The organism is Cobetia sp. 5-25-4-2 (assembly GCF_013374075.1).
Taxonomy (GTDB): domain Bacteria; phylum Pseudomonadota; class Gammaproteobacteria; order Pseudomonadales; family Halomonadaceae; genus Cobetia; species Cobetia marina.
Window position 1 is genome coordinate 15,102 of record NZ_BLWK01000012.1, and the last position, 19,577, is coordinate 34,678.

The following is a 19,577-nucleotide window of genomic DNA, read 5'->3' on the forward strand; positions in this document are numbered from 1 at the left end:
GCTCACCACGTGAGGGGGCAGCCACCCTCGACCAGAGCAGCTTCACCCCGTCATTGGCAGTCCGCCAGGCGTGTCGCCTTGCGATGCAGATCGCGCACGGCCTCTTCCAGCTCCGCAGCCTTGACGTTCTCCGGCGCGAAGGTGCGACCGACACACAACTCCACCCGACCACGCAGGCGACGCGGCCACTTGGCAAAGGCCGGCCCGCCGCCGTGGGAGAACCACGACCCCCACAGCCCCCCCAGAGCCATCGGGATCACCGGCGCCGGATCACGCGCGAGGATCAGCTCCAGCCCACGCCGGAAGCGTCCCACTTCCCCATCTCGCGTCAGCTTGCCTTCCGGGAAGATCATGACCACCTCGCCATCGCGCAGCGCCTTGCCGACCTCTTCCAGTGAACGACGCACACCGGCGGGGTCCTTGCGCGAGGAATCCACCGGAATGGCCCCCGCAATGCGGAAGAACCATTTCAGCCAGGGAGAGTGATAGATCTCGGCATCCATCAGAAACCGCAATGGGCGCGGGCTGGCGCCGCCGAGTATCAGCGCATCCATGAAGCTGACGTGGTTGCACACCACCAGTGCCGCGCCTTCCGCCGGTATCCGCCAGCGCCCCTTGAGGTGCAGCCGATACATCAGGTGAATGAGGATGAAGATGATCAGCCGCAGGAAGGGCCGCGGGTCACGCAGCATGCAGATCACCGCGATCAATCCACTGATCAAGGACAGCAGCAGCAGGAAGTCCGGAATATCACGCCCCATCACGCCCAGCACCAGAATGCCGGCACCGGCCGAGAGCACCATCAGCAAGGCATTGAGCACATTGTTGGCCGCGATCATGCGCGCGCGATGGTCCTCGGGGCTGCGCAGCTGCAACAGCGTGTAGAGCGGCACGATATACAGGCCGCCGCCGAAGCCGATGACGCCGAGATCCAGCCACATGCGCCAGAATCCGGCGATGCCCAGCAGCTCGATCAGCGGCGTGGCCATCTGGGCCTCAGCCAGCGCCGGGCGCAAGGCAAGGTCCAGCCCGCCGGCAAAGATGATCAGCGCCCCGAAGGGCACAAGCCCTGTCTCGAGTCGTCCACGCGAGACACGCTCACAAGCCAGCGACCCCAGGCCAATGCCGATGGCAAAGGCCGCCAGCAGGGCCGATGTCGCCCCTTCGGCCCCATGGACGATATCCCGCGCATACGCCGGCAATTGCGTCAGATAGCTCGCACCGAGGAACCAGAACGCACTGATGCCGAGCAGCGCCCAGCGTAGCCGACTATTGCTCAGCCCCTCGCGCATCACCGCCACGCTGCCGGACAGCGGCCGCCAGGGCACCGGCCCCGGAGAAGCGGAAGGCGCCGGCGGAATGCGCATGGCAGCCAGTACGCCCAGCACCGCCAGCGACACCAGCGATGCCGACAGCGCCCAGCGCGCCAGCTCACCGCCCAGCGCCATCAAGGCCGCAGCCGCCAAGGTACCGACCAGAATGGCGAGGAAGGTACCCAGTTCGACCCAGGCGTTGCCACTGACCAGCTCATCGGCCTTGAGATGCTGAGGCAGGATGGCGTACTTGACCGGGCCGAACAGCGCGGACTGGGTGCCCATCATGAACAGCAGCGCCAGCAAGAGCTCCCAGGCCTCGAAGATCAAGGCACCCGCCGCCACGCTCATGGTGGCAAGCTCCAGCCACTTGAGCCTGACGATCAGCCGCTGCTTGTCGAGGCGGTCCGCCAGCAGGCCGCCCCAGGCGGAAAACAGCAGAAAAGGCAGGATGAACAACCCGGCGGCCAGATTGTTGACGACGCCGGTGTCCCAACCGCGCTGCTCGATGACCACGAAGGTCAGCAGCAGCAGCAGCGCGTTCTTGAAGAGATTGTCATTGAAGGCCCCGAGGGCCTGGGTCCAGAAGAAGGGGGCAAAGCGTGGCCGCCGCAGAAGGTCTCGACTCATCGCCCTGCTTCCGTGGCATCCCCCGAGCCTGCAGCCTCGCTGCGCACCTTGAGCCCCGCCAGCATGGTATCCAGCAGCTGGTCGAGCAGTTCCGTGACTTCCAGCGGCTGTCCTTGCCACAGACCCAGGCGTTCATTCATGCCCAGCTGGACCAGGCCATGCACGCTGCCCCACAGGGTTCGCGCCATGCGCTTGGCTTCCACTGACTCCACCTTGGGAGCGTACTCGACCAGAGCCAGCTCCACTCGCTCGAACAAGCCTTCGATCATGGCGTTCTGACGCTGATCCAGCTCCCCTTCCTGAGCCAGCGGGAAATCGAACAGCAGCTGCCAGCGATAGGGGTCGCGCTGGGCAAAGCCCCAATAGGCTCGCGCCAATGCCTTGAGACGCTGGGAGGGGCTCGGGGTCTCCTGCCCGGCAATCGCATCGCGCAGACGGTCCAGGGTCGTCAGATTGACGTGCTGGAGCAGGTTGCCAAAACTGCCGTAGAGCTTGAGCAGGGTACTGGGGGCGCAACCGACTTCGCGAGCCAGGTTGCGCAAGGACAAGGCGTGAACGGGCTGCTGCTTGAGCCATTCATCGCATGTCTCCATTACCCGCGCATGCAGCGCTTCCGGTGCATGCTGACGTGGACGGGCCATCGAATTCCTCTGGTGCTGAGATGCGTTACCGCGCAGCGAATCTGGCGCGGTGTGTGTCCGGACTGCGCGGGTTGGCAGAGAGAGTCACGATACCTGAGCATCCTGCTCTTGAAGCGCCCCGTGTCAGCCATTGAATCGAACAGTGTTTCCGTCCAGCATATCGAGACTGAGCACAAACGCAAGCGCCACCAAGGTGTGGCATGCTGGCGACTGCCGCGTGCAGCGGGGCTCTCGCGCTCATGATTGGGCAATGCGTCGCCCTGCATGTTCCCCCCTGCCCTTCATCTCAAAGGATTTCCGTGGCCGGACGCCTGTACCTTCCCCCGTTTCCCGAAGACCTGCCGCCCAGTGAACTGTTCGGATCACTCGCGACGCCTGCCCTCACGCGTCAGCTGCGGGAGGAGCGTCTGGTGAGCGCCAATCGCGCTCCGCGCCTGCCGGTTTCGATGCTGCGCCTGGAAGGCCCGAGGCTTCGCCAGGTGCCAGCGCTCTGGGGGCTGACGCCCAGCTGGCTGGAGGTCATGGACCACGCGCCCCACGTGGCGCGCGCCGAGTCGCTGGAAACGCGACGCATGTTCCGCGAATCCTTTACCAGTCAACGGGCACTGATTCCCGTCGGTGGGGTCTATGTCTGGAAGGAACAGCCGCGCATGAAGCAGCCCTTTCTGGTCACGCACGCCACCCGCGCTCCGCTGTTGCTCGCCGCGCTGTGGACCCGCCACTTCAGCCCCCCGCTGATGGAAGGACTGCCCCCCGAGGGGCGCGACAGCTTTGCCTTGATCAGCGTGGCGTGCGCGGGTGTCACCGCACGTCTGACCGACCGCATGCCGGCGGTGATCGCCCCGCATCAGGTGCGGGAATGGCTGAGCGCCGATACCCCGCTGGACAGGGTACGTGCCATGCTGACACCGGACGCCAGCCTCGCGGCCTTCCCCGTCGCTCGCCGGGTCAATGATCCCGCGCACCAGGAATGGAGCGTCGCGCACCCCACCGGCCCGATGCTGAGCTGAGAGACGCCACTCGGCGCCCGGACAGCATGCTCAGATCGGGAACGCTGAATCCAGGCCGGTCAAACACGCGTATCGCTAGAAGGGGAGCACATCCTCGGACCTGCGCTGCTTGTGAGGCGTTGCTGATCTACCTGCGCGCTTGCGACGCATGAATCGCCCTTATCGAACCACCATGCCAGTGTCATCGGTGCCGTGAACCAGGAGAGAAGATGTCCTTGCCATCAGGATTCCGTCCGCTCGCATTGAGCGCTGCCATTGCCGCCATCGTCATCACCGGCCTGTCGCCCGGCGTCAGCCTGGCCGATTCCTCCACGCCCCCCGCACCGTCCTCCATGACGTCAGCCACCGCGGCCTCTGCCATCACCCAGGCAGGCCCGGTGATCAAGAGCGCCAATGACCAGCGCGACTATCGCAGCCTGACGCTCGACAATGGCCTCAAGGTGCTGCTGGTGAGCGACCCGGCGGCTGACAAGGCTGCCGCTGCCATGGACGTGGAAGTGGGCAGCGCCCAGGACCCCGATGACGTTCCCGGACTTGCTCACTTCCTCGAGCATATGCTGTTCCTCGGCACCGATCGTTATCCAGAGCCTGATGCCTATCAGGAATTCATCACCCGTCACGGCGGACAGCACAACGCCTTCACCGCCAGCCAGGACACCAACTACTTCTTCGATATCGCACCGGATGCCTTCGCCGAGGCCCTGCCGCGCTTTGCCCGCTTCTTCGTCGCACCACAGTTCAATGCCGACTACGTCGACCGCGAGCGTCATGCCGTGCATTCCGAATATCAGGCACGCCTGCAGGATGACGGGCGGCGCGTGAATGAGGCTGTCGAGCAGGCGCTCAATCCAGAGCACCCCTTCAACCGCTTCAGCGTCGGCAGCCTCGAGACACTCAAGGACAGCGAGGCCGGCAGCCTGCGCCAACGCCTGGTGGACTTCTATCAGGCGCATTACGGCGCCGGCGTGATGCGCCTCACCCTGGTCGGCCCCCAATCGCTGGACACGCTGGAGTCACTGACGCGCCACAACTTCTCCGATGTCCCGAATCGCGAGCTCTCACGGCCACAGATCGACGCGCCGCTGGTCACTGCCGATGAGCTGCCCGCACGCGTGGAGGTCAAGGCACTCAAGCAGGAGCGCGAGCTCGACTTCATGTTCCCCATCGAGGACCCCGTCGCGCAGTATCGCGTCAAACCGGTCAGCTATCTTGCCAACCTCATCGGACATGAAGGGGAAGGCAGCCTGCTGGCGGTACTCAAGGACAAGGGCTGGGCGGATGGGCTCTCGGCCGGCGGCGGCCCCAGCGATGGCGAGAATGCCCTGCTCAGCATCAGTGTCACCCTGACGCCCGAGGGCGCCCGGCATCAGCCGGCAATCCGCGCCGCGCTGTTCGACTATCTGGCATTGATTCGCCAGCAGGGCCTGGAGGAGTGGCGCTACAAGGAGCAGGCGGCGCTGGGCGAGCAGGAATTCCGCTTCCAGCAGCGCAGCTCTCCCGTGGACCTGGCCAGCAGCCTGGCCATGATGATGACGCGCTATCCGGTCAAGGATGTGCTGGCCGCGCCCTACCTGATGCAGGACTATGACGCCGAGCTGATCGAGTCGACCCTTGATCGCCTGACGCCAGAGAATCTGCTGGAGGTCTACTCCGGCCCTGATGTCACGGGAGACCAACAGGGTAAATGGTTCAAGGCGCCCTATACCCTGACGCGCCTCACGGACGATGCCGTCGCCCGTGCCGGAGACGATCCCTCGCTGGCCGCCCGGCTTGCCCTTCCGGCCCCCAATCCTTATCTGGCCAGCGACTTCCAGGTCCTGAATCTGCCCGATGCGCCGCCACGTCAGCTCATCGACGAGCCCGGCGCCGAACTCTGGTATCAGGGTGATGACAGTTTCGGGGTCCCGAAGGCCGAGTGGCGCTTCGGGCTGCTCAACCCCGCCGTGAGTGCCTCGGTCGAGGATGAGGTCATGAGTCGCGTATTGGCGGCATGGCTGAACGACAGCCTGAATGCCCGCCTGTACCCGGCACGTCTGGCCGGACAGGATGCTCTGGCCTATGCCCATGGCCGCGGCATCACGCTGCAGTTCAGTGGCTGGCGCGACGGCCAGCAGCCGGAAATGCGCGAGGTGCTGGATCAACTGGTCAATGGTGACATCGACTCTCAACGACTGGCACGCATCACGCAGCGCATGACACGCAGCCTGAGCAATCGCGCCCAGGCGCCCCTGTATACGCAACTGGGCCGCAGTCTCAGTGAAGCGCTGGTCGGCCAGCCCACCACCGTCTCGCAGCAGCAGGACGTGCTGGCGCAGGTCACCAGCGAACGTCTGGACGCCTTCCGCAAGCGCTTCCTGGCACGCCTGCATGTCCAGGCCATGGTGACAGGCAACCTGAGCGACACTCAGGCACGCGAGACCGGTCAGCTGGTGATCAATGGCCTGGCCCCCCGCGTCACGCGCGACGGCATCCCGGAGCTTGCCATCCACCGGGTGGACCAGCCCCTCGCGTTGCGACCGGAAAGCTCACGCGGTGATGCCGGCGCACTGCGCTACCTGCAGGGCAAGGATCGCACGCTCGAGAGTCAGGCCAGTCTGGCCGTGCTGGGCCAGCTGATCGAAGCCCCGTTCTACAGCCGGCTGCGCACCGATGAGCAACTGGGCTACATCGTTTCGGCCAGCTACTCCCCCATGCTGGATGCCCCGGGCCTGAGCCTGCTGGTCCAGTCGCCTTCCAAGGACAGCAAGACCCTGTTCTCGCGCATGGATGCCTTCTTCACGACCTTCGATGAGCGCATCACGGCGCTGGATGAGGCCACGCTCGCCAGCTATCGCAGTGCAGTGATCGATGGTCTCGAGCAGAAGCCGCGCCGCCTCTCCGAGCTTGCATCACGCAACTGGAGCGAACTGAGCTTCGGCTGGACCGACTTTGATCGCCGCCAGCAGCTGATCCACGCCGTGGAGCAGGTCAGCGTCCAGGACATCCGTGACGCCTGGCAGCAGGTGACTCAGGCGGCGCCGCTGGAACTGGCCTTTGATCCCGAGATCCCCAGCGACTTCGATCAGCGCCTGCCGACGCTCGCGCTCCCCCTGCTGCCGGAGGCGCCACGTGCCGAGCACGGTGCCACCACCGCCGCTCCCTCGGCGCAACCTGCGGGCAATGCCCAGCATTGATCGCGCCACGCGTGCATGCCCGACGGTCAGGCGGGTCAGTCAGAACGCTTCCGTGAGGAACGGAGCCGTGAAGTGAAGGGCAGATCAGAGACGAGTGGAGCGTCAGTTTTTTCCGAGAGATGAACGACACGACCCCGGCGAATTCGCCGGGGTCGTGTCGTTGTGGCTGCGAGAATTTCGAGAATCAGCCAAAGGCCTGTGGCGGCATGATGCCTTCCACATACATCGCCAGTTCTTCCAGAATCTGCACGCGCGCCGGATCCTGCTCGTTCTGGGCCAGACGCTGGATCTCGCTGACGAAGCCCTTCACGGTCAGGCTGGCGACCTGCTCGTCATTCATGCGCTCCCAGCGCCACTGCTCCCAGCGCTCCCGCTCGGCTGAATCAAGCGTGTAGCCGTAGCTGCGTGCGCGGTAGCGGAACAGCATCTCCTCGAGCCGCCCATCCTGGAAGGCGAAGGGCGTGTCATCCAGCGCCTCGGGGTGAGAGGCACGCACGCGCTCCATATCCTTGCGGTCCGCGGGCGAGAAGAAGCCTCCCGAATAGAGCATCAGGTCCGGGTCAGCCGGGCCGGCCGGCGGCGTCTCGGCAAACACCTGGGCGACCTTCACGCCGACCCCCGCATTATCCTTGAGCCACTTCCAGTGCTCACGACATCGTGCAGGGTCGAGCTTGAGGCGCGCGACGATCTCGCCGTATTCCCCCTGGTGAGGGCCGGAGACATCCTTGAGCGCCGTCGCCGGCATCAGCACCGGGCTCTTGTTGAGATGAATGACCTTGAGGGGGATGCGCTCCTCACCTTCCGCCAGATCATCCGCGCTGGCGAACACCCGCGCCCGAATCTCCTCGGGAGTGAGATCCATCAGCGGTGCCGGGTCCACCGACAGGTCATAGACGATGACGCCATTGGCATTGGAGGGGTGCTCCGCCAGCGGCACCACCAGCGCACCGCATGCTCGCGAGGCCGGATAGCGACGTGAGATGTGCAGCATCGGCTTGCGCGCACCGATGTCCAGCAGGCTGGCGACATGACGCTTGTTGCGCAGCTTGAGCAGATACTCGAACAGCCGGGCATTGCGTGACTTGAGCAGACGCGCCAGGGCGATGGTGGCCCGCACATCGACCAGGGCATCGTGCGCGCCGGCATGCTCGATGCCATTGGCGGCCGTCAAATCTTCCAGACGGAAGCTGGGGGCTCCGTCCTCGCGCCGGGGCCACTCGATCCCCTCGGGGCGCAGCGCATGGAAGGCGCGCACCACATCGATCAGGTCCCAGCGCGAATTGCCGTTCTGCCACTCACGCCCGTAGGGGTCGAGGAAGTTGCGATAGAACAGGTGACGGCTGACTTCATCATCGAAACGCAGGCTGTTGTAGCCCACCGAGCAGGTGCCCGGCACGCTCATCTCGTCGTTGATGCGCCCGGCGAACTCGGCCTCCGGCAGGCCGCGACGCTCGGCCTGCTGCGGCGTGATCCCCGTAATCAGGCACGCCATCGGATGAGGCAGGAAGTCGTCAGCGGGCTTGCAGAAGAGCGTCAGCGGCTCACCGATCTCGTTGAGCTCCGCATCAGTACGAATGGCGGCAAACTGCGATGGACGGTCGCGGCGCGGGTCAGCACCGAAGGTCTCGTAGTCGTGCCACAGGAAGGTGGGCTCTGCCACAGGAAATCTCCACGCGGACGGTCAGAAAATGCACATGCCAGAACACCGCGCCCGAGGGGGGCGATGTTCTGGCAGGAAAGTCGTACGAATCAGCGGTTATCGAGTCTGCTCATGCCTCGCCGGGGCGCGGCAGAGTGACGTTCAGCTCGAGCACCGAACAATCATCCTCGCGGTCCAGCGAGATGTTGATGGCATCCTGATCGACCTGAACGTACTTGCGAATCACCTCCAGCAGCTCACGCTCCAGCATCGGCATGTAATCCGGCTGATCACGCTGACTGCGCTGGTGAGCCACGATGATCTGCAGCCGCTCCTTGGCGACATTGGCCGTCTTCTTGCGCTCTCGCTTCAGAAAATCCAGTAATTTCACTTGCGCCCCCCTCCAAACATTCTGGCCAGCAGACCGCGCTTCTCGACTTCATGGAAGCGCAGCTGGACTTCCTCGCCCAACAGGCGGGAAACGCAGTCCACATAGGCCTGACCAGCATCGCTCTTCTGGTCGTGGGTCACCGGCACCCCCTGGTTGGAGGCGCGCAGCACGGCCTCCGACTCGGGAATCAGGCCGATCAGCGGGATCGACAGGATTTCCTGGATGTCCGTCAGATTCAGCATGTCACCCCCGGTCACGCGCGCCGGATGGTAGCGGGTGATCAACAGGTGTTCGCGCACCGGAGAATCGCCGTTCTCGGCACGGCGTGTCTTGGAAGACAGCAGACCGATGATGCGATCGGAATCGCGCACCGAGCTGACTTCCGGGTTGGTGACCACCACCGCTTCATCCGCGAAGTACATCGCCAGCTGGGCACCGCGCTCGATACCGGCCGGGGAGTCACAGATGACGTAGTCAAATTCTTCCCGCAGGCTTTCGAGCACCTTCTCGACGCCTTCCAGCGTCAGCGCATCCTTGTCACGGGTCTGGGAGGCCGGAAGGATATGCAGGTTGTCGATGCGCTTGTCGCGGATCAGCGCCTGCTTGAGATTGGCCTCGCCCTGGATGACGTTGACGAGGTCGTAGACCACGCGCCGCTCGCAACCCATGATCAGATCCAGGTTGCGCAGACCCACATCGAAATCGATCACGACGGTCTTGTTGCCGCGCAGAGCCAGTCCGGTGGCAATGGCGGCGGCGCTGGTCGTCTTGCCGACTCCGCCCTTGCCTGACGTCACTACGATAATCTTGGCCAAAGGTATCTTCCTTGCTGAGAGTCCCCCGTGAAACGGGGATCACCGGTAAATATTGGATATCGTTCGAGGCACGCCGGCATCACTCAACCGAGGCGTGCGATACAAAGCTGGTCGTGTTCGAGCACGACTTCGACACTGGCACCCAGCAGACGATTGTCGATGTCGTCCAGGCGCTTGTAGGTTCCCGCTACCGAAAGCAGCTCGGCATGCAGTTCCTTGCAGTAGATGCTGGCATTGCGATCGCCATGGATACCGGCCAGCGCCCGGCCGCGCAGGGCGCCATAGATGTGCACGCTGCCGGCGGCCAGAATCTCGGCACCGGCATTCACGGCACCGATGATCACCAGATCACCCTCTGGCGCGCTGACCTGCTGCCCTGAGCGCACGGTACCACGGTAAACCTTGCTGGCATGGGCCGGCACCTCAACGACCGCGGCTTTTTCGTCCGCGACAGTCGCCTCTGGCTCGTCGGCGGGAGTCGCTTTCGCCTCAGGCTCGACAGTCGTGACCGGCGGCACGGACTCCAGCGTCCGGCCGCGATTTTCCTGGGGCGGGAACCACCCGAGACCCAATGCCCAGGCAGACTGGCGCACCGGGTCGCCACCACCGCGCACCGCCACCGGCAACAGCTTGTGGCCGCGACACACGGCGCAGATACGCTCCAGCGCCAGGTGCGGCTCGTCGAGCTTCTCGACGCTCAACACCACCGGCGTGTGCTGAAAGAAGGCGGGGGACTGGCTGAGTTTGCTGACCAGTTGGGCACGGATCTGCTCCGGGTCTCCACTGACCAGTTCCATGACCGTCATCGGCAACATGCCGCCTTTGAAGGTGAAGGCCTGGGAGGCCCTGTCCGTACTGAGACTCATGACCTGACTCCGGGTTGCGTGAGGGAAGTGACACCCTCCGACACTCGTGAAAGAAGCTCGTGACGCTCGAGACATCCCTGGGATGGCATCCCGAAGCAGAAGGCCATCTGCCCGGCAGGCAGGTACCTGCCCGACGACTCATGCGGTGAAACGCCGAGGCCAGACGCCCCATCTCCCCGCGACGCAGTGCGACTTCTGCAGGAAGCGAGCTTCGTGATGACGTATCACCCGAGCGAGGAATGGCCTTTCATGAACCATCGCTCTGCTGAACAAAGCTATGTGAGCTGACACGGCGCTGCAACTGATGATACGGCCAGCAGTCCACACTGTCAGGTGTCGCGAGGCCACGACGCACGAAAGAGTCATCTCGTGATGACCTGACTCATCCCGCGCGAAGGCGCTCGGCAGACACTCTCCCCCGGTTTCCCTGCACCGATGGGCGCGTGAGACCACACAACATGGCCTCGTGACTGATAAGATAGCGGGGTGACGAAATTCATGCGCCGTCACCCCGGTTCACCGACAGACCCGAGTGTCCTGGTCCTGTCCGAGTGACTGGCCGCTGTTGCGCCCCTCTATTTTTTTGCCTGGATAACCGCTCTCTCATGACCGGACTGCTTTCCCGCCTCACTGGCCGCCTGTTCGCCCCTCGCTGGCAGCATGCCAACCCGACCATTCGCTCCGCTGCCGCGGCCCAGCTGGACCCTGAAACGCCGGATCAGCGCCAGATACTCGAGTCTCTGATTCTCGAGGACCCTGCGCTGGAGGTGCGTCATGCCGCTCTGGCACGCATGGCGACACCGGAGCGACTGCTGCCGCTGCTGGACCGGGCCGACGGGCTGGTACGCGAGCGACTCGTCGAGCTGCTGAGCGGTGGTCAGGACGCCCCCTCCCTGCTGGATCGCGAACAGCTGGTCGCACGCCTCGATGACAATGAGCTGCTGGCCGCCATCGCGGCGCGCGGGGACAATCAACAGTTGCGTCTGGTCGCGCTGGAACGTCTCACCGATGAAGCCGCCCTGATCCATCAGGCCTGCCACAACAGCATCGCGGCGGTGCGCCATGCCGCCGCCGCTCGCATCACCAGTCAGGACGGGCTGGAGCAGCTGGTGCGCGGCGCCAGACGCGATCGTCACGTCCAGCGTCAGGCCCGCGACACGCTCGCCCAACGCCGCGCGGATGCCCAGCAGGCAGACGCTCTCAATGCCAGCCGTGACAACCTGCTGGGTCAGATGGAGAAGCTGCCGCGTCAGGCCTGGGAAGACAGCGTGCCATCACGCTATCGCTCACTGCTGCGCGAGTGGGAGCGACTGCCGGCCGCCGACCACGACGTCCAGCAGCGTTTCGAGGAAGCGCGTCTGCAGGCGTACAAGGTCATCAGCGATCATGAAGCCCGTGAACAGGCCATCCGTGAGCATGAACGCCTGAGCGCCAACCTGAGCACCCACCTGGAAGAGATCCTCACGGCCCTGCACCAGGCGCGCGCGGACCTCCTCAGTCGCGAGTGCGTCAATGATCACGACTTCGCCAGCCTTCAGGCTCAGCGTCGTCTGCAAGGCGAACGCTGGCGCGAGCTGACCGACCAGTTCTCGGCCCCGGCCGAACTGCTCGAACGTCATCAGCGCCTGCAGCAACAGCTGCAGGACCCGCTCGATGCCTGGTACCGCCATCAGCTGTGTCAGGGCGAGATGGACGCGGCGCTGGTCGACAATGACCTGGAGCAGATGGCACGTCTCGAGCGTGAGATCGCCTGGCCGGCAGAGCTGCCGCTCACCAGAACGCTGCATGCCGTGCGCCAAGCGCTGGAGGCAGCTGCACCGCCGGCGACGACCGATGAAGAGAGTGCCGACGAGGCCGCCGCGACCGATGAGCCCGCCACGGACAGCAGCGACAAGCCCAGAACGCTTGATCTGGAAGCCATCAGCGCCGAACTGGATCAGCTGGACACCTACCTGGAAGCCGGCAAGCTCAAGCCCGCCAGTCGCCTGCATCGTTCACTGCGCGACCGCACCGAAGGCCAGCTCGACAGCGAGCGTCAGACGCGCCTTCGTCAATTGGGCGCTCGCGTCGCGGAGCTGCGTGACTGGCAGAACTTCGTCGCCGCTCCCAAGCGTGAACAGCTGCTGGAAGCCATCACCACATTGGCCGAGCGCGAGGACCTCAGTGATGAGCAGCGCGACCGCCAGCATCAGCAACTGATTCAGCAGTGGCGCAGCCTGGGCGATGCCGCTGCCAGCCGTGAGTCCAGCCAGTCCTTCCGCAGCGCCTCGGACAGCATCAAGCAACAGCTGCAGGATTACCGCGAAGCGCGCAAGCAGGCACGCGAGCACAACCTTGCCATGCGTGAGGCGCTCTGTGAGCAGCTGGAATCGCTCAATGGACACGCCATGGGCGATGCGGACCCGGACGCCCTGCGCCAGATCCGCGACCGCGCACGCGAAGAGTGGCGCCGTCACACTCCGGTACCGGCAGGCCCGGGCCGCCAGCTGTCGCATCGCTTCGGTGAAGCGCTGACCGCGCTGCAAGGCTTGATCGACCAGCGCGCCGGCGAGATCGCCGCGGCCAAGCAGGCATTGGTGGACGCCGCCGAAGCGCTGGCCGATGAAGACGCTCCGGCACGTGCGCGCGCCGAGCAGGCCAAGGCACTGCAGACTCGCTGGCGGGAACTGGGCCGTGCCCCCAAGGGCGAGGAGCAACGCCTGTGGTCTGCCTTCCGCGCCGCCTGCGACCGCATCTTCGCCGCACGTGATCAGGACCGTGAAGCGCGTGACACGCGCGAGCAGGTCCGCCTCGAACAATGGCAGGCTCTGATCGAGCGCCTCGATAGCTGGGAACCGACGACCCTGGAAGACGCCGCCCAGCTGGACGACGCCCTCAAGGAAGCCGACGCGCTGGGTGCCCTGCCGCGTGGCAAGCGCGGTGACGGCATGCGTCGGCGCTGGAATGGCATTCTCAAGCGTCGCGAACAGCGCCTGGATGAACTCCATGCCCAGCAGCTGCGCCAGGAATGGCAGCAGTGGCGCGACCTGCTGGAGCAACATGCCGTCGCCGATGCCAGTGCACGCCAGGGCAATATCGAGGATGTCGAACTCCCCGAGTCATCGGCGTTCGACGATGCCAGCCGCCAGGCCAATGCCGCGCGCAACCAGATGCGCCGTGCCGAGCCGGTCAGCGCCAACGCCGCCAATGAGCGCCTCGCGGAGCTGCGCGTCCATCTGGCGATCCTGTTCGAGGCGCCGCTGGGTGCGGAAGACGAATCGCGGCGCCTGACCGTTCAGGTGGCCCGCATCAATCAGCAACTGGGCGAGCGCCTTGAGCGTGATGAGGAACTCGACGAGGTGCTGGATGCGCTGCTGGCCAATGGTCCGCTGGACTGGGAAGCCTGGCAGGCCGAGTTGCCGCGCTTCGATGCCCTGTTCAACCACTGACGGCGTCGGGTCGGCATAGACAGTCAGCTGACCGGCACCCTACGACGACGAAGCCCCCGTCTCGAGAGAGACGGGGGCTTCGTGGTGTTCACGACAGGAAAAGTGCGCTTGCCCCTCTCCTGTCAGATCCTGGTTCCTGTGAGTGCGCTCTGCGGCCTCTTGTACGCTTGATGGCCTCTTCCGCCCTGCCGGGTTCTGCCACCCTGCGGGTACGTCGCGAGACGCCGGGGCGCATGAGCACGAACGGACATCAGCCCATGAACTGGCCACCATTGATGTCCAGATTGGCACCGGTGATGAAACCGGATTTCTCGTCCGCGAGGAATGCCACCGCGCGAGCGATCTCGTCCGGCTGACCATAACGCTTGACCGGAATCGTCTCGCGGATGGATTCACGAATCTCTTCCGGAATCTTCATGATCATGTCGGTGGCGATATAGCCCGGCGACAGAGTATTGACGGTGATGCCCTTGGTCGCGGTTTCCTGTGCCAGCGCCATGGTCAGACCATGCATGCCCGCCTTGGCGGCCGAGTAGTTCACCTGACCGAACTGGCCCTTGCGGCCGTTGATGGAGGAAATGTTCACGATGCGGCCGTACTTGTGCTCCAGCATGTCATTGATGACGGCACGGCAGGTATTGAAGACGCTATCGAGGTTGCAGTTGATGACTTCGCGCCACTGCTCGTAGCTCATCTTGCGCATGGAGGTATCACGCGTGATCCCTGCGCAGTTGACGAGCACGGCCACCGGCCCGAAGCGCTCGCGAATTTCATTGACGCCTGCCTGACAGGCTTCGAAGTTGTCCAGCTCGATACCGGAAAGCGCGATGTTCTCGAACCCGGCAGCACGCTGTTCCTGCAACCAGCCTTCTGCCTTTTCCTTGTTCCTGTAACCGGCAATCACCTGGTACCCCTGGCTCGCCAGCTCACGACAGATGGCGGAACCGATGCCACCGGTGCCACCGGTGACCCATGCAACGGGTGCTGTTTGCGTCATGTTATTGTCTCTCCCTGTTCCTGGAACGTCCTGTGCCCGCAAGGGAGCACAGCATGGCATTTCGCCGTTGATCGCTCATCGACTGGCTGGCGATCTTCCGGTAACGACAAACACTGACAGGCGTCTCTGACAGCATGGCGACAACCGTGCGCTCGGTGAAGACTGTCACCGCCCTGCGCGAGGCGTGTCACTCTCAGTATGGACAGGATTCCTACGGAAAGTATGTAGCAGATCTCTCACATTGATTGAGGTCAATTCCATCACCCTCGCTCCCCCCCATCGCCTGGCCGCCTCAGTAAAGTCTTCCGGCTGATTACGGGATAACGGTTGACTCAGCACTGTATATCCTTATACTACGCCCCACGTTGATGCGGGGTGGAGCAGTCTGGTAGCTCGTCGGGCTCATAACCCGAAGGTCATCGGTTCAAATCCGGTCCCCGCTACCAGCAAGCGCCAGCAGTTTCGGCACTTGGGAAACAACGTGATGTTGCGGGATGGAGCAGTCTGGTAGCTCGTCGGGCTCATAACCCGAAGGTCATCGGTTCAAATCCGGTTCCCGCTACCAACCTCTGATGCGTCAGAGTTGGAGCAAAGGCAGTACCCAGTGTTGCGGGGTGGAGCAGTCTGGTAGCTCGTCGGGCTCATAACCCGAAGGTCATCGGTTCAAATCCGGTCCCCGCTACCAAGAATTCGAAAGGCCTGATGCCCTGCATCAGGCCTTTTTCGTATGCGTGACATTCCTGTGCGAGGATATCGACGAGGCCAGCGCCCGGACCTCATTCCTCCCATTCTCCACGCCCATCACCTTCACACTCATCACGTCAGTCTCGAAGGAGTGCCTGCATGCGCCACTGGCTGGTCAAGACCGAACCCGACGCCTTCTCGCTGGAAGACCTGCGCCGCGAGTCGCCGGCACTCTGGGATGGCGTGCGCAACTATCAGGCGCGCAACTTCCTGCGCGAGATGCAGCTCGGGGATGTCGTGCTCATCCAGCACTCCAGCTGCAAGGTACCTGCAGTGGTCGGGCTGGCCGTGGTCAGCGAGCTCGCCCTGCCGGACCCGACAGCCAGCGACCCCGAGCACAAGGGCTTCGACCCTCGCCAGATGGCGGACCTCGAGGCCGGCAAGGCTCCGCGCTGGGTCGCTCCGCGCCTGCGCTATCTGCGTTCGCTGCGCAGTGCACTTCCCATCGCGCGCCTGAAGGCGAAGCCCGAGCTGGCCGACAGTCACCTGGTCCGCCGTGCCCGCCTTTCCGTCATGCCATTGAGCGAGGACGAGATCCAGTGCATCGCCCGCCTGGCCGGGGACGACCTCAAGCCTTGAGCCCCCCGCCCGCGCCAGATGACCCCTGCACATCTTGAACTCGCCCGCCGCGGCCCGCATCATCAGGCCAGCCGGCTCGCGTGCGAGCCTTGAATCGCAGACACTTCCGGGGCATGCATCATGATCATCGATCCCAATACCGGCCAGCCACTGACCGGCAATGACACCACCGCCGCCCAACCACAAGGCGTGGTAGGCGGAGCTGCTGCCAGCGCCCCCCGCCAGGCAGAAGACGCCAACACCTACATCATCGATGTCGACATGAGCAATCTGCAGCAGGTCCTCGAGGCCTCGCAGCAGGTACCGGTGCTGTTGGACTGCTGGTCTCCCCAGAGCGAGCATTGTCGCGTCCTGACGCCGATTCTCGAGATGCTGGCTCGTGAATATGCCGGTGGCTTCATCCTCGCCAAGCTGAACGCCGAGGAACAGCAGGACATCGCTGCCCAGCTAGGAGTGCGCTCGGTACCCGACGTCAAGCTGGTCATCCAGGGCGGTCTGGCAGGCAACTTCACCGGCGCCCGTCCGGAAGCCGAGATTCGCCAGTTCCTCGAGCAGCACAAGGTGATGCCTGCTGCCGGTGCCGGCCCCAGCCTCGTCGAGCAGGCCGCCAGCGCACTGGAAACCGGCGATCTGGCGACCGCCAAGGCGATGTACCAGCAGCTGGCACAGGAATCCCCCGAGACACCGGACTACCGCATCCAGCTCGCCTCGGTCCTGGTCGCCGAAGGCAACGGCGAAGAGGCCCGCCAGCTGCTGGACTCTCTCAAGCCGGAAGACCGTGATGGCCCGAAGGCGCGTGGTGTGCGTGCACGCATCGATTTCATCGCCGAGGCGCCGAGCCCGGAAGAGGTCCAGGCCATGATCGAGCGGGATGACAGCGAGGCCCGCTACCAGCGCGCCATGCGTGATCTTGCCGATGGCCACTACGAGCTGGCGCTCGATGCCCTGATCGGCCTGATGAAGACCGACCGCCAATACGGGGATGATCTGGCCCGCAAGACGCTGCTGCGCGTGTTCGATGCCCTCGGCGCGACCCATGAGCTGACCGTGCGCTTCCGCCGTCAGCTGTTCGCCCTGATGTACTGAGTCGCAGACGGCAACCACCTTCCCACGACAAGGGGCCCCGAGGACGTGAGTTGTCCTCGGGGCCCCTTGTCGCAGATAGCGGATGAATGTCGTGAAGCGTGTGCGTGCAGCAGGGTGGGAAAGGATGCGGATGAGCCTTGGATTCAGCCGCCCCGACGCGTCCACCCTTTCAGCAGTGATGGCCTCGCACGCGCTTCGCGGGCGCTGAGCGGACAGCCAGGCGGGAGCTCTTCCAGCGCGGGCGTGATGGCCCCCGCCTCCTTCGCCCTGGCCAACCGGAGACTCCCGCCCCTGCAACACCATTCTCGACATGCCATCACGCCGGACGACTCAACATCGGCTCGCGCCCAACGAGATGTCTCTGCCAGCTCATGTCTCATCATCATCCCTCCTGAGGATGCCCGCTCACGATGAACGGCCTGCCCTCAGAGTTATCGATAATGATTCTCAATTCAAGGTTTCGCTCGCCACTTCCTGCCAGCATCTCATCGGCGCTTGATCCAGATCAGACATCTGACTACCCCTGCAGCGCACCTTTCAGGCGTTCATCAAGACGCTGCAATGCCTGCTCAAGCTGCTGACGTGTGGTGGCGTAGTTCAGGCGCACGAACCCCGGCCAGCCGAAGTCGGCCCCATCGGAAAGCGCGACACCGCACTCCTCCAGCAATGTCTGCTGAGGCGAATCGCCCAGGCCGGCCTCACGCATGTCCAGCCAGGCCAGATAGGTCGCCTGGGGGCGCGTCATGCGAACGCGCTCCCAGCCGGCCACATGCGCTTCGAGCAGATCGAGATTGCCGCGCAGCACCTCCAGCAGCTCCTGACGCCACGGCTCTCCCTCACGCCACGCCGCTTCCGTCGCCACCATGCCCAATACATTGGTATCCGGCATCAGGCCACGGGTCGCGGCGACGAAGCGCTGACGCAGGTCCGGGTCGGTGATCACCGCACAGGCAAAGGTCAGTCCCGCCGTGTTGAAGGTCTTGGAAGGCGCCCACAGTGTCACGCAGCGCGCCGCCAGGCGCGGATTGAGGCTGGCCAGCGGGATATGCCGCGATGCGGGGTCCACCACCAGGTCGGCATGCAGCTCGTCGGACACCACCAGCAGATCATGACGCTCCACCAGTGCTGCCAGCGCCTCGAGCTCTTCCTCGCGCCAGACACGGCCGGTAGGATTGTGTGGATGGCACCACAGCAGCAGTTCCGTCTCGGGAGTGATCGCGGCCTCCAGTGCCTCGAGGTCCAGCTGCCACAGGCCACCTGGCTCGGCAGGCTCCGCCAATGGTGCCATCTGCGCGATACGCCCCGTCTTCTGCGCGACCTGCAGGAAGGGCGGGTAGATCGGCGTAGTCGTCACGACCCCCGCCCCTTCTGACGTCAATGCCAGGCTGGCGAGATGCAGTGCCGGCACCACGCCGGGCAGCCAGACGATGGCCTCTCGCGGTATCTCCCAGCCATAGTGCTCACGGCTCCAGTCGCGCAGACTGTCGTCGAGCCCCTGAGAGGGCTTGGCATAGCCGTAGATCGGGTGAGCAACCCGTTCCGCCAGTGCGCGCGTCACGGCCGGCGGCGCGCTGAAGTCCATGTCGGCGATCCACAGCGGCAGGACATCCGCGCCGTAGCGCTCCCACTTCTGGGAGGGATACTGACTGCGGTCAATGGGGGTGATGAAATCGTGCTCCATGTAGAATCTCTCCCGGTGCTGGCCCATGCGAGCCATGAAGACATGAGGCACCACCTGCCGCTCGAACCGCCGGCAACAGGCGGACAACCCCGTGGAATGACTACAGCATAAGGCTTTGTGCATGTCCGAAGACACCTTTTACCCGCAAGCACAACGCGGTCTCCCCGGCCTGTTGCGTGCCTGGCTGACCCATGGAAGAGGCGACAGCCAGCGCCTGGCGGTATTGCTGGCCGATACGGCCCGCGTGGCGAAGCTGGGGCAGCCTGAGAGCAATCCGGAAGGCGAGCAGCTGGAACGCTGGGCCCATGACGGCGGCGCCCCACTGTGGGCTCCCAAGGCCGCCCTGTTCCTGCTGATGCAGATGCCGGCGCGCCCGCTGCCGCAGGATGAGGACGAGGCCTGCGCCTGGGCGTACTGCTGGATACGCATGCGTGAGCACGAAAGTCCGGATGCCGCACTCATGGCACTGCCCGACCACCTCAGAAAGCCGCTGGCCTGGCCCATGGAAAGCGCCTGGAAGGATCTGACCCACCAGCGCCTGATCTAGCGCTTGTCCCGGTCGTCCCTTGACACATGGGCGCATG

General features: G+C 64.4%; 14 protein-coding genes and 3 tRNA genes. 9 read left to right on the top strand and 8 right to left on the bottom strand.

All coding sequences use genetic code 11. The features are described 5' to 3' along the window. Positions 1-50 precede the first annotated feature (50 nt). Both HXS65_RS17095 and HXS65_RS17100 read right to left on the bottom strand, forming a co-directional pair. Entirely contained in the window at positions 51-1,943 is a 1,893-nt protein-coding gene (locus HXS65_RS17095; protein WP_176494510.1) for an MFS transporter, read from the bottom strand. After that, a complete protein-coding gene (locus HXS65_RS17100) occupies positions 1,940-2,584 on the bottom strand; it encodes a TetR/AcrR family transcriptional regulator (RefSeq protein WP_077373605.1) in 645 nt (214 codons plus the stop codon). Before HXS65_RS17100 ends, HXS65_RS17095 begins: the two co-directional genes overlap by 4 nt. Before the next feature lie 299 nt (positions 2,585-2,883). Between HXS65_RS17100 and HXS65_RS17105 the strand changes: the two genes are divergently transcribed. Then, positions 2,884-3,594, top strand: coding sequence for an SOS response-associated peptidase (locus tag HXS65_RS17105; protein ID WP_077373602.1), 711 nt, complete (start codon positions 2,884-2,886; stop codon positions 3,592-3,594). Between the two features lie 209 nt (positions 3,595-3,803). After that, a complete protein-coding gene (locus HXS65_RS17110; protein WP_176494511.1) occupies positions 3,804-6,767 on the top strand; it encodes an insulinase family protein in 2,964 nt (987 codons plus the stop codon). Between the two features lie 184 nt (positions 6,768-6,951). Here the strand turns inward: HXS65_RS17110 and sbcB are convergent, their stop codons facing one another. The 4 genes from sbcB to minC all read right to left on the bottom strand — a co-directional run bounded on the left by sbcB (position 6,952) and on the right by minC (position 10,478). Continuing rightward, entirely contained in the window at positions 6,952-8,427 is a 1,476-nt protein-coding gene (sbcB, locus tag HXS65_RS17115; protein WP_176494513.1) for an exodeoxyribonuclease I, read from the bottom strand. 109 nt (positions 8,428-8,536) lie between these two features. After that, the gene (minE, locus tag HXS65_RS17120; RefSeq protein ID WP_043336475.1) at positions 8,537-8,797 is read right to left on the bottom strand and encodes a cell division topological specificity factor MinE; all 261 of its coding nucleotides are present in this window, start codon (positions 8,795-8,797) and stop codon (positions 8,537-8,539) included. Then, positions 8,794-9,612, bottom strand: a complete 819-nt coding sequence (gene minD / locus HXS65_RS17125; protein WP_077373593.1) for a septum site-determining protein MinD — start codon at positions 9,610-9,612, stop codon at positions 8,794-8,796. The genes minE and minD overlap by 4 nt, the downstream gene beginning before the upstream one ends. A gap of 83 nt (positions 9,613-9,695) precedes the next feature. Continuing rightward, positions 9,696-10,478, bottom strand: coding sequence for a septum site-determining protein MinC (gene minC, locus HXS65_RS17130; RefSeq protein ID WP_077373590.1), 783 nt, complete (start codon positions 10,476-10,478; stop codon positions 9,696-9,698). Between the two features lie 605 nt (positions 10,479-11,083). Here minC and HXS65_RS17135 point away from each other — a divergent pair. Beyond that, positions 11,084-13,906 (top strand): DUF349 domain-containing protein, encoded by a 2,823-nt coding sequence (locus tag HXS65_RS17135; protein ID WP_176494515.1) that lies wholly within the window; start codon positions 11,084-11,086, stop codon positions 13,904-13,906. A gap of 250 nt (positions 13,907-14,156) precedes the next feature. Here the strand turns inward: HXS65_RS17135 and phbB are convergent, their stop codons facing one another. Then, a complete protein-coding gene (phbB, locus tag HXS65_RS17140; protein WP_077373584.1) occupies positions 14,157-14,903 on the bottom strand; it encodes an acetoacetyl-CoA reductase in 747 nt (248 codons plus the stop codon). Positions 14,904-15,272: 369 nt separating this feature from the next. Here phbB and HXS65_RS17145 point away from each other — a divergent pair. The 5 genes from HXS65_RS17145 to HXS65_RS17165 all read left to right on the top strand — a co-directional run bounded on the left by HXS65_RS17145 (position 15,273) and on the right by HXS65_RS17165 (position 17,312). After that, positions 15,273-15,349, top strand: a tRNA-Met gene (locus tag HXS65_RS17145). A 42-nt stretch (positions 15,350-15,391) separates the two neighbouring features. Further along, positions 15,392-15,468: transfer RNA gene (locus HXS65_RS17150), tRNA-Met, on the top strand. A 43-nt stretch (positions 15,469-15,511) separates the two neighbouring features. Next, positions 15,512-15,588 (top strand) — tRNA-Met (locus tag HXS65_RS17155). Between the two features lie 158 nt (positions 15,589-15,746). Further along, positions 15,747-16,226 carry an EVE domain-containing protein gene (locus tag HXS65_RS17160; RefSeq protein ID WP_136939737.1) on the top strand — a complete coding sequence of 160 codons (480 nt, stop codon included), beginning with the start codon at positions 15,747-15,749 and terminating at the stop codon, positions 16,224-16,226. 120 nt (positions 16,227-16,346) lie between these two features. Continuing rightward, complete coding sequence (locus tag HXS65_RS17165; RefSeq protein ID WP_308483190.1) at positions 16,347-17,312, top strand: tetratricopeptide repeat protein; 966 nt, start codon at positions 16,347-16,349, stop codon at positions 17,310-17,312. Between the two features lie 517 nt (positions 17,313-17,829). Here the strand turns inward: HXS65_RS17165 and HXS65_RS17170 are convergent. Next, positions 17,830-18,993 (bottom strand): MalY/PatB family protein, encoded by a 1,164-nt coding sequence (locus tag HXS65_RS17170; RefSeq protein WP_176494517.1) that lies wholly within the window; start codon positions 18,991-18,993, stop codon positions 17,830-17,832. Between the two features lie 121 nt (positions 18,994-19,114). Between HXS65_RS17170 and HXS65_RS17175 the strand changes: the two genes are divergently transcribed. Further along, positions 19,115-19,540, top strand: coding sequence for a hypothetical protein (locus tag HXS65_RS17175; RefSeq protein WP_136939740.1), 426 nt, complete (start codon positions 19,115-19,117; stop codon positions 19,538-19,540). Positions 19,541-19,577: the final 37 nt, after the last annotated feature.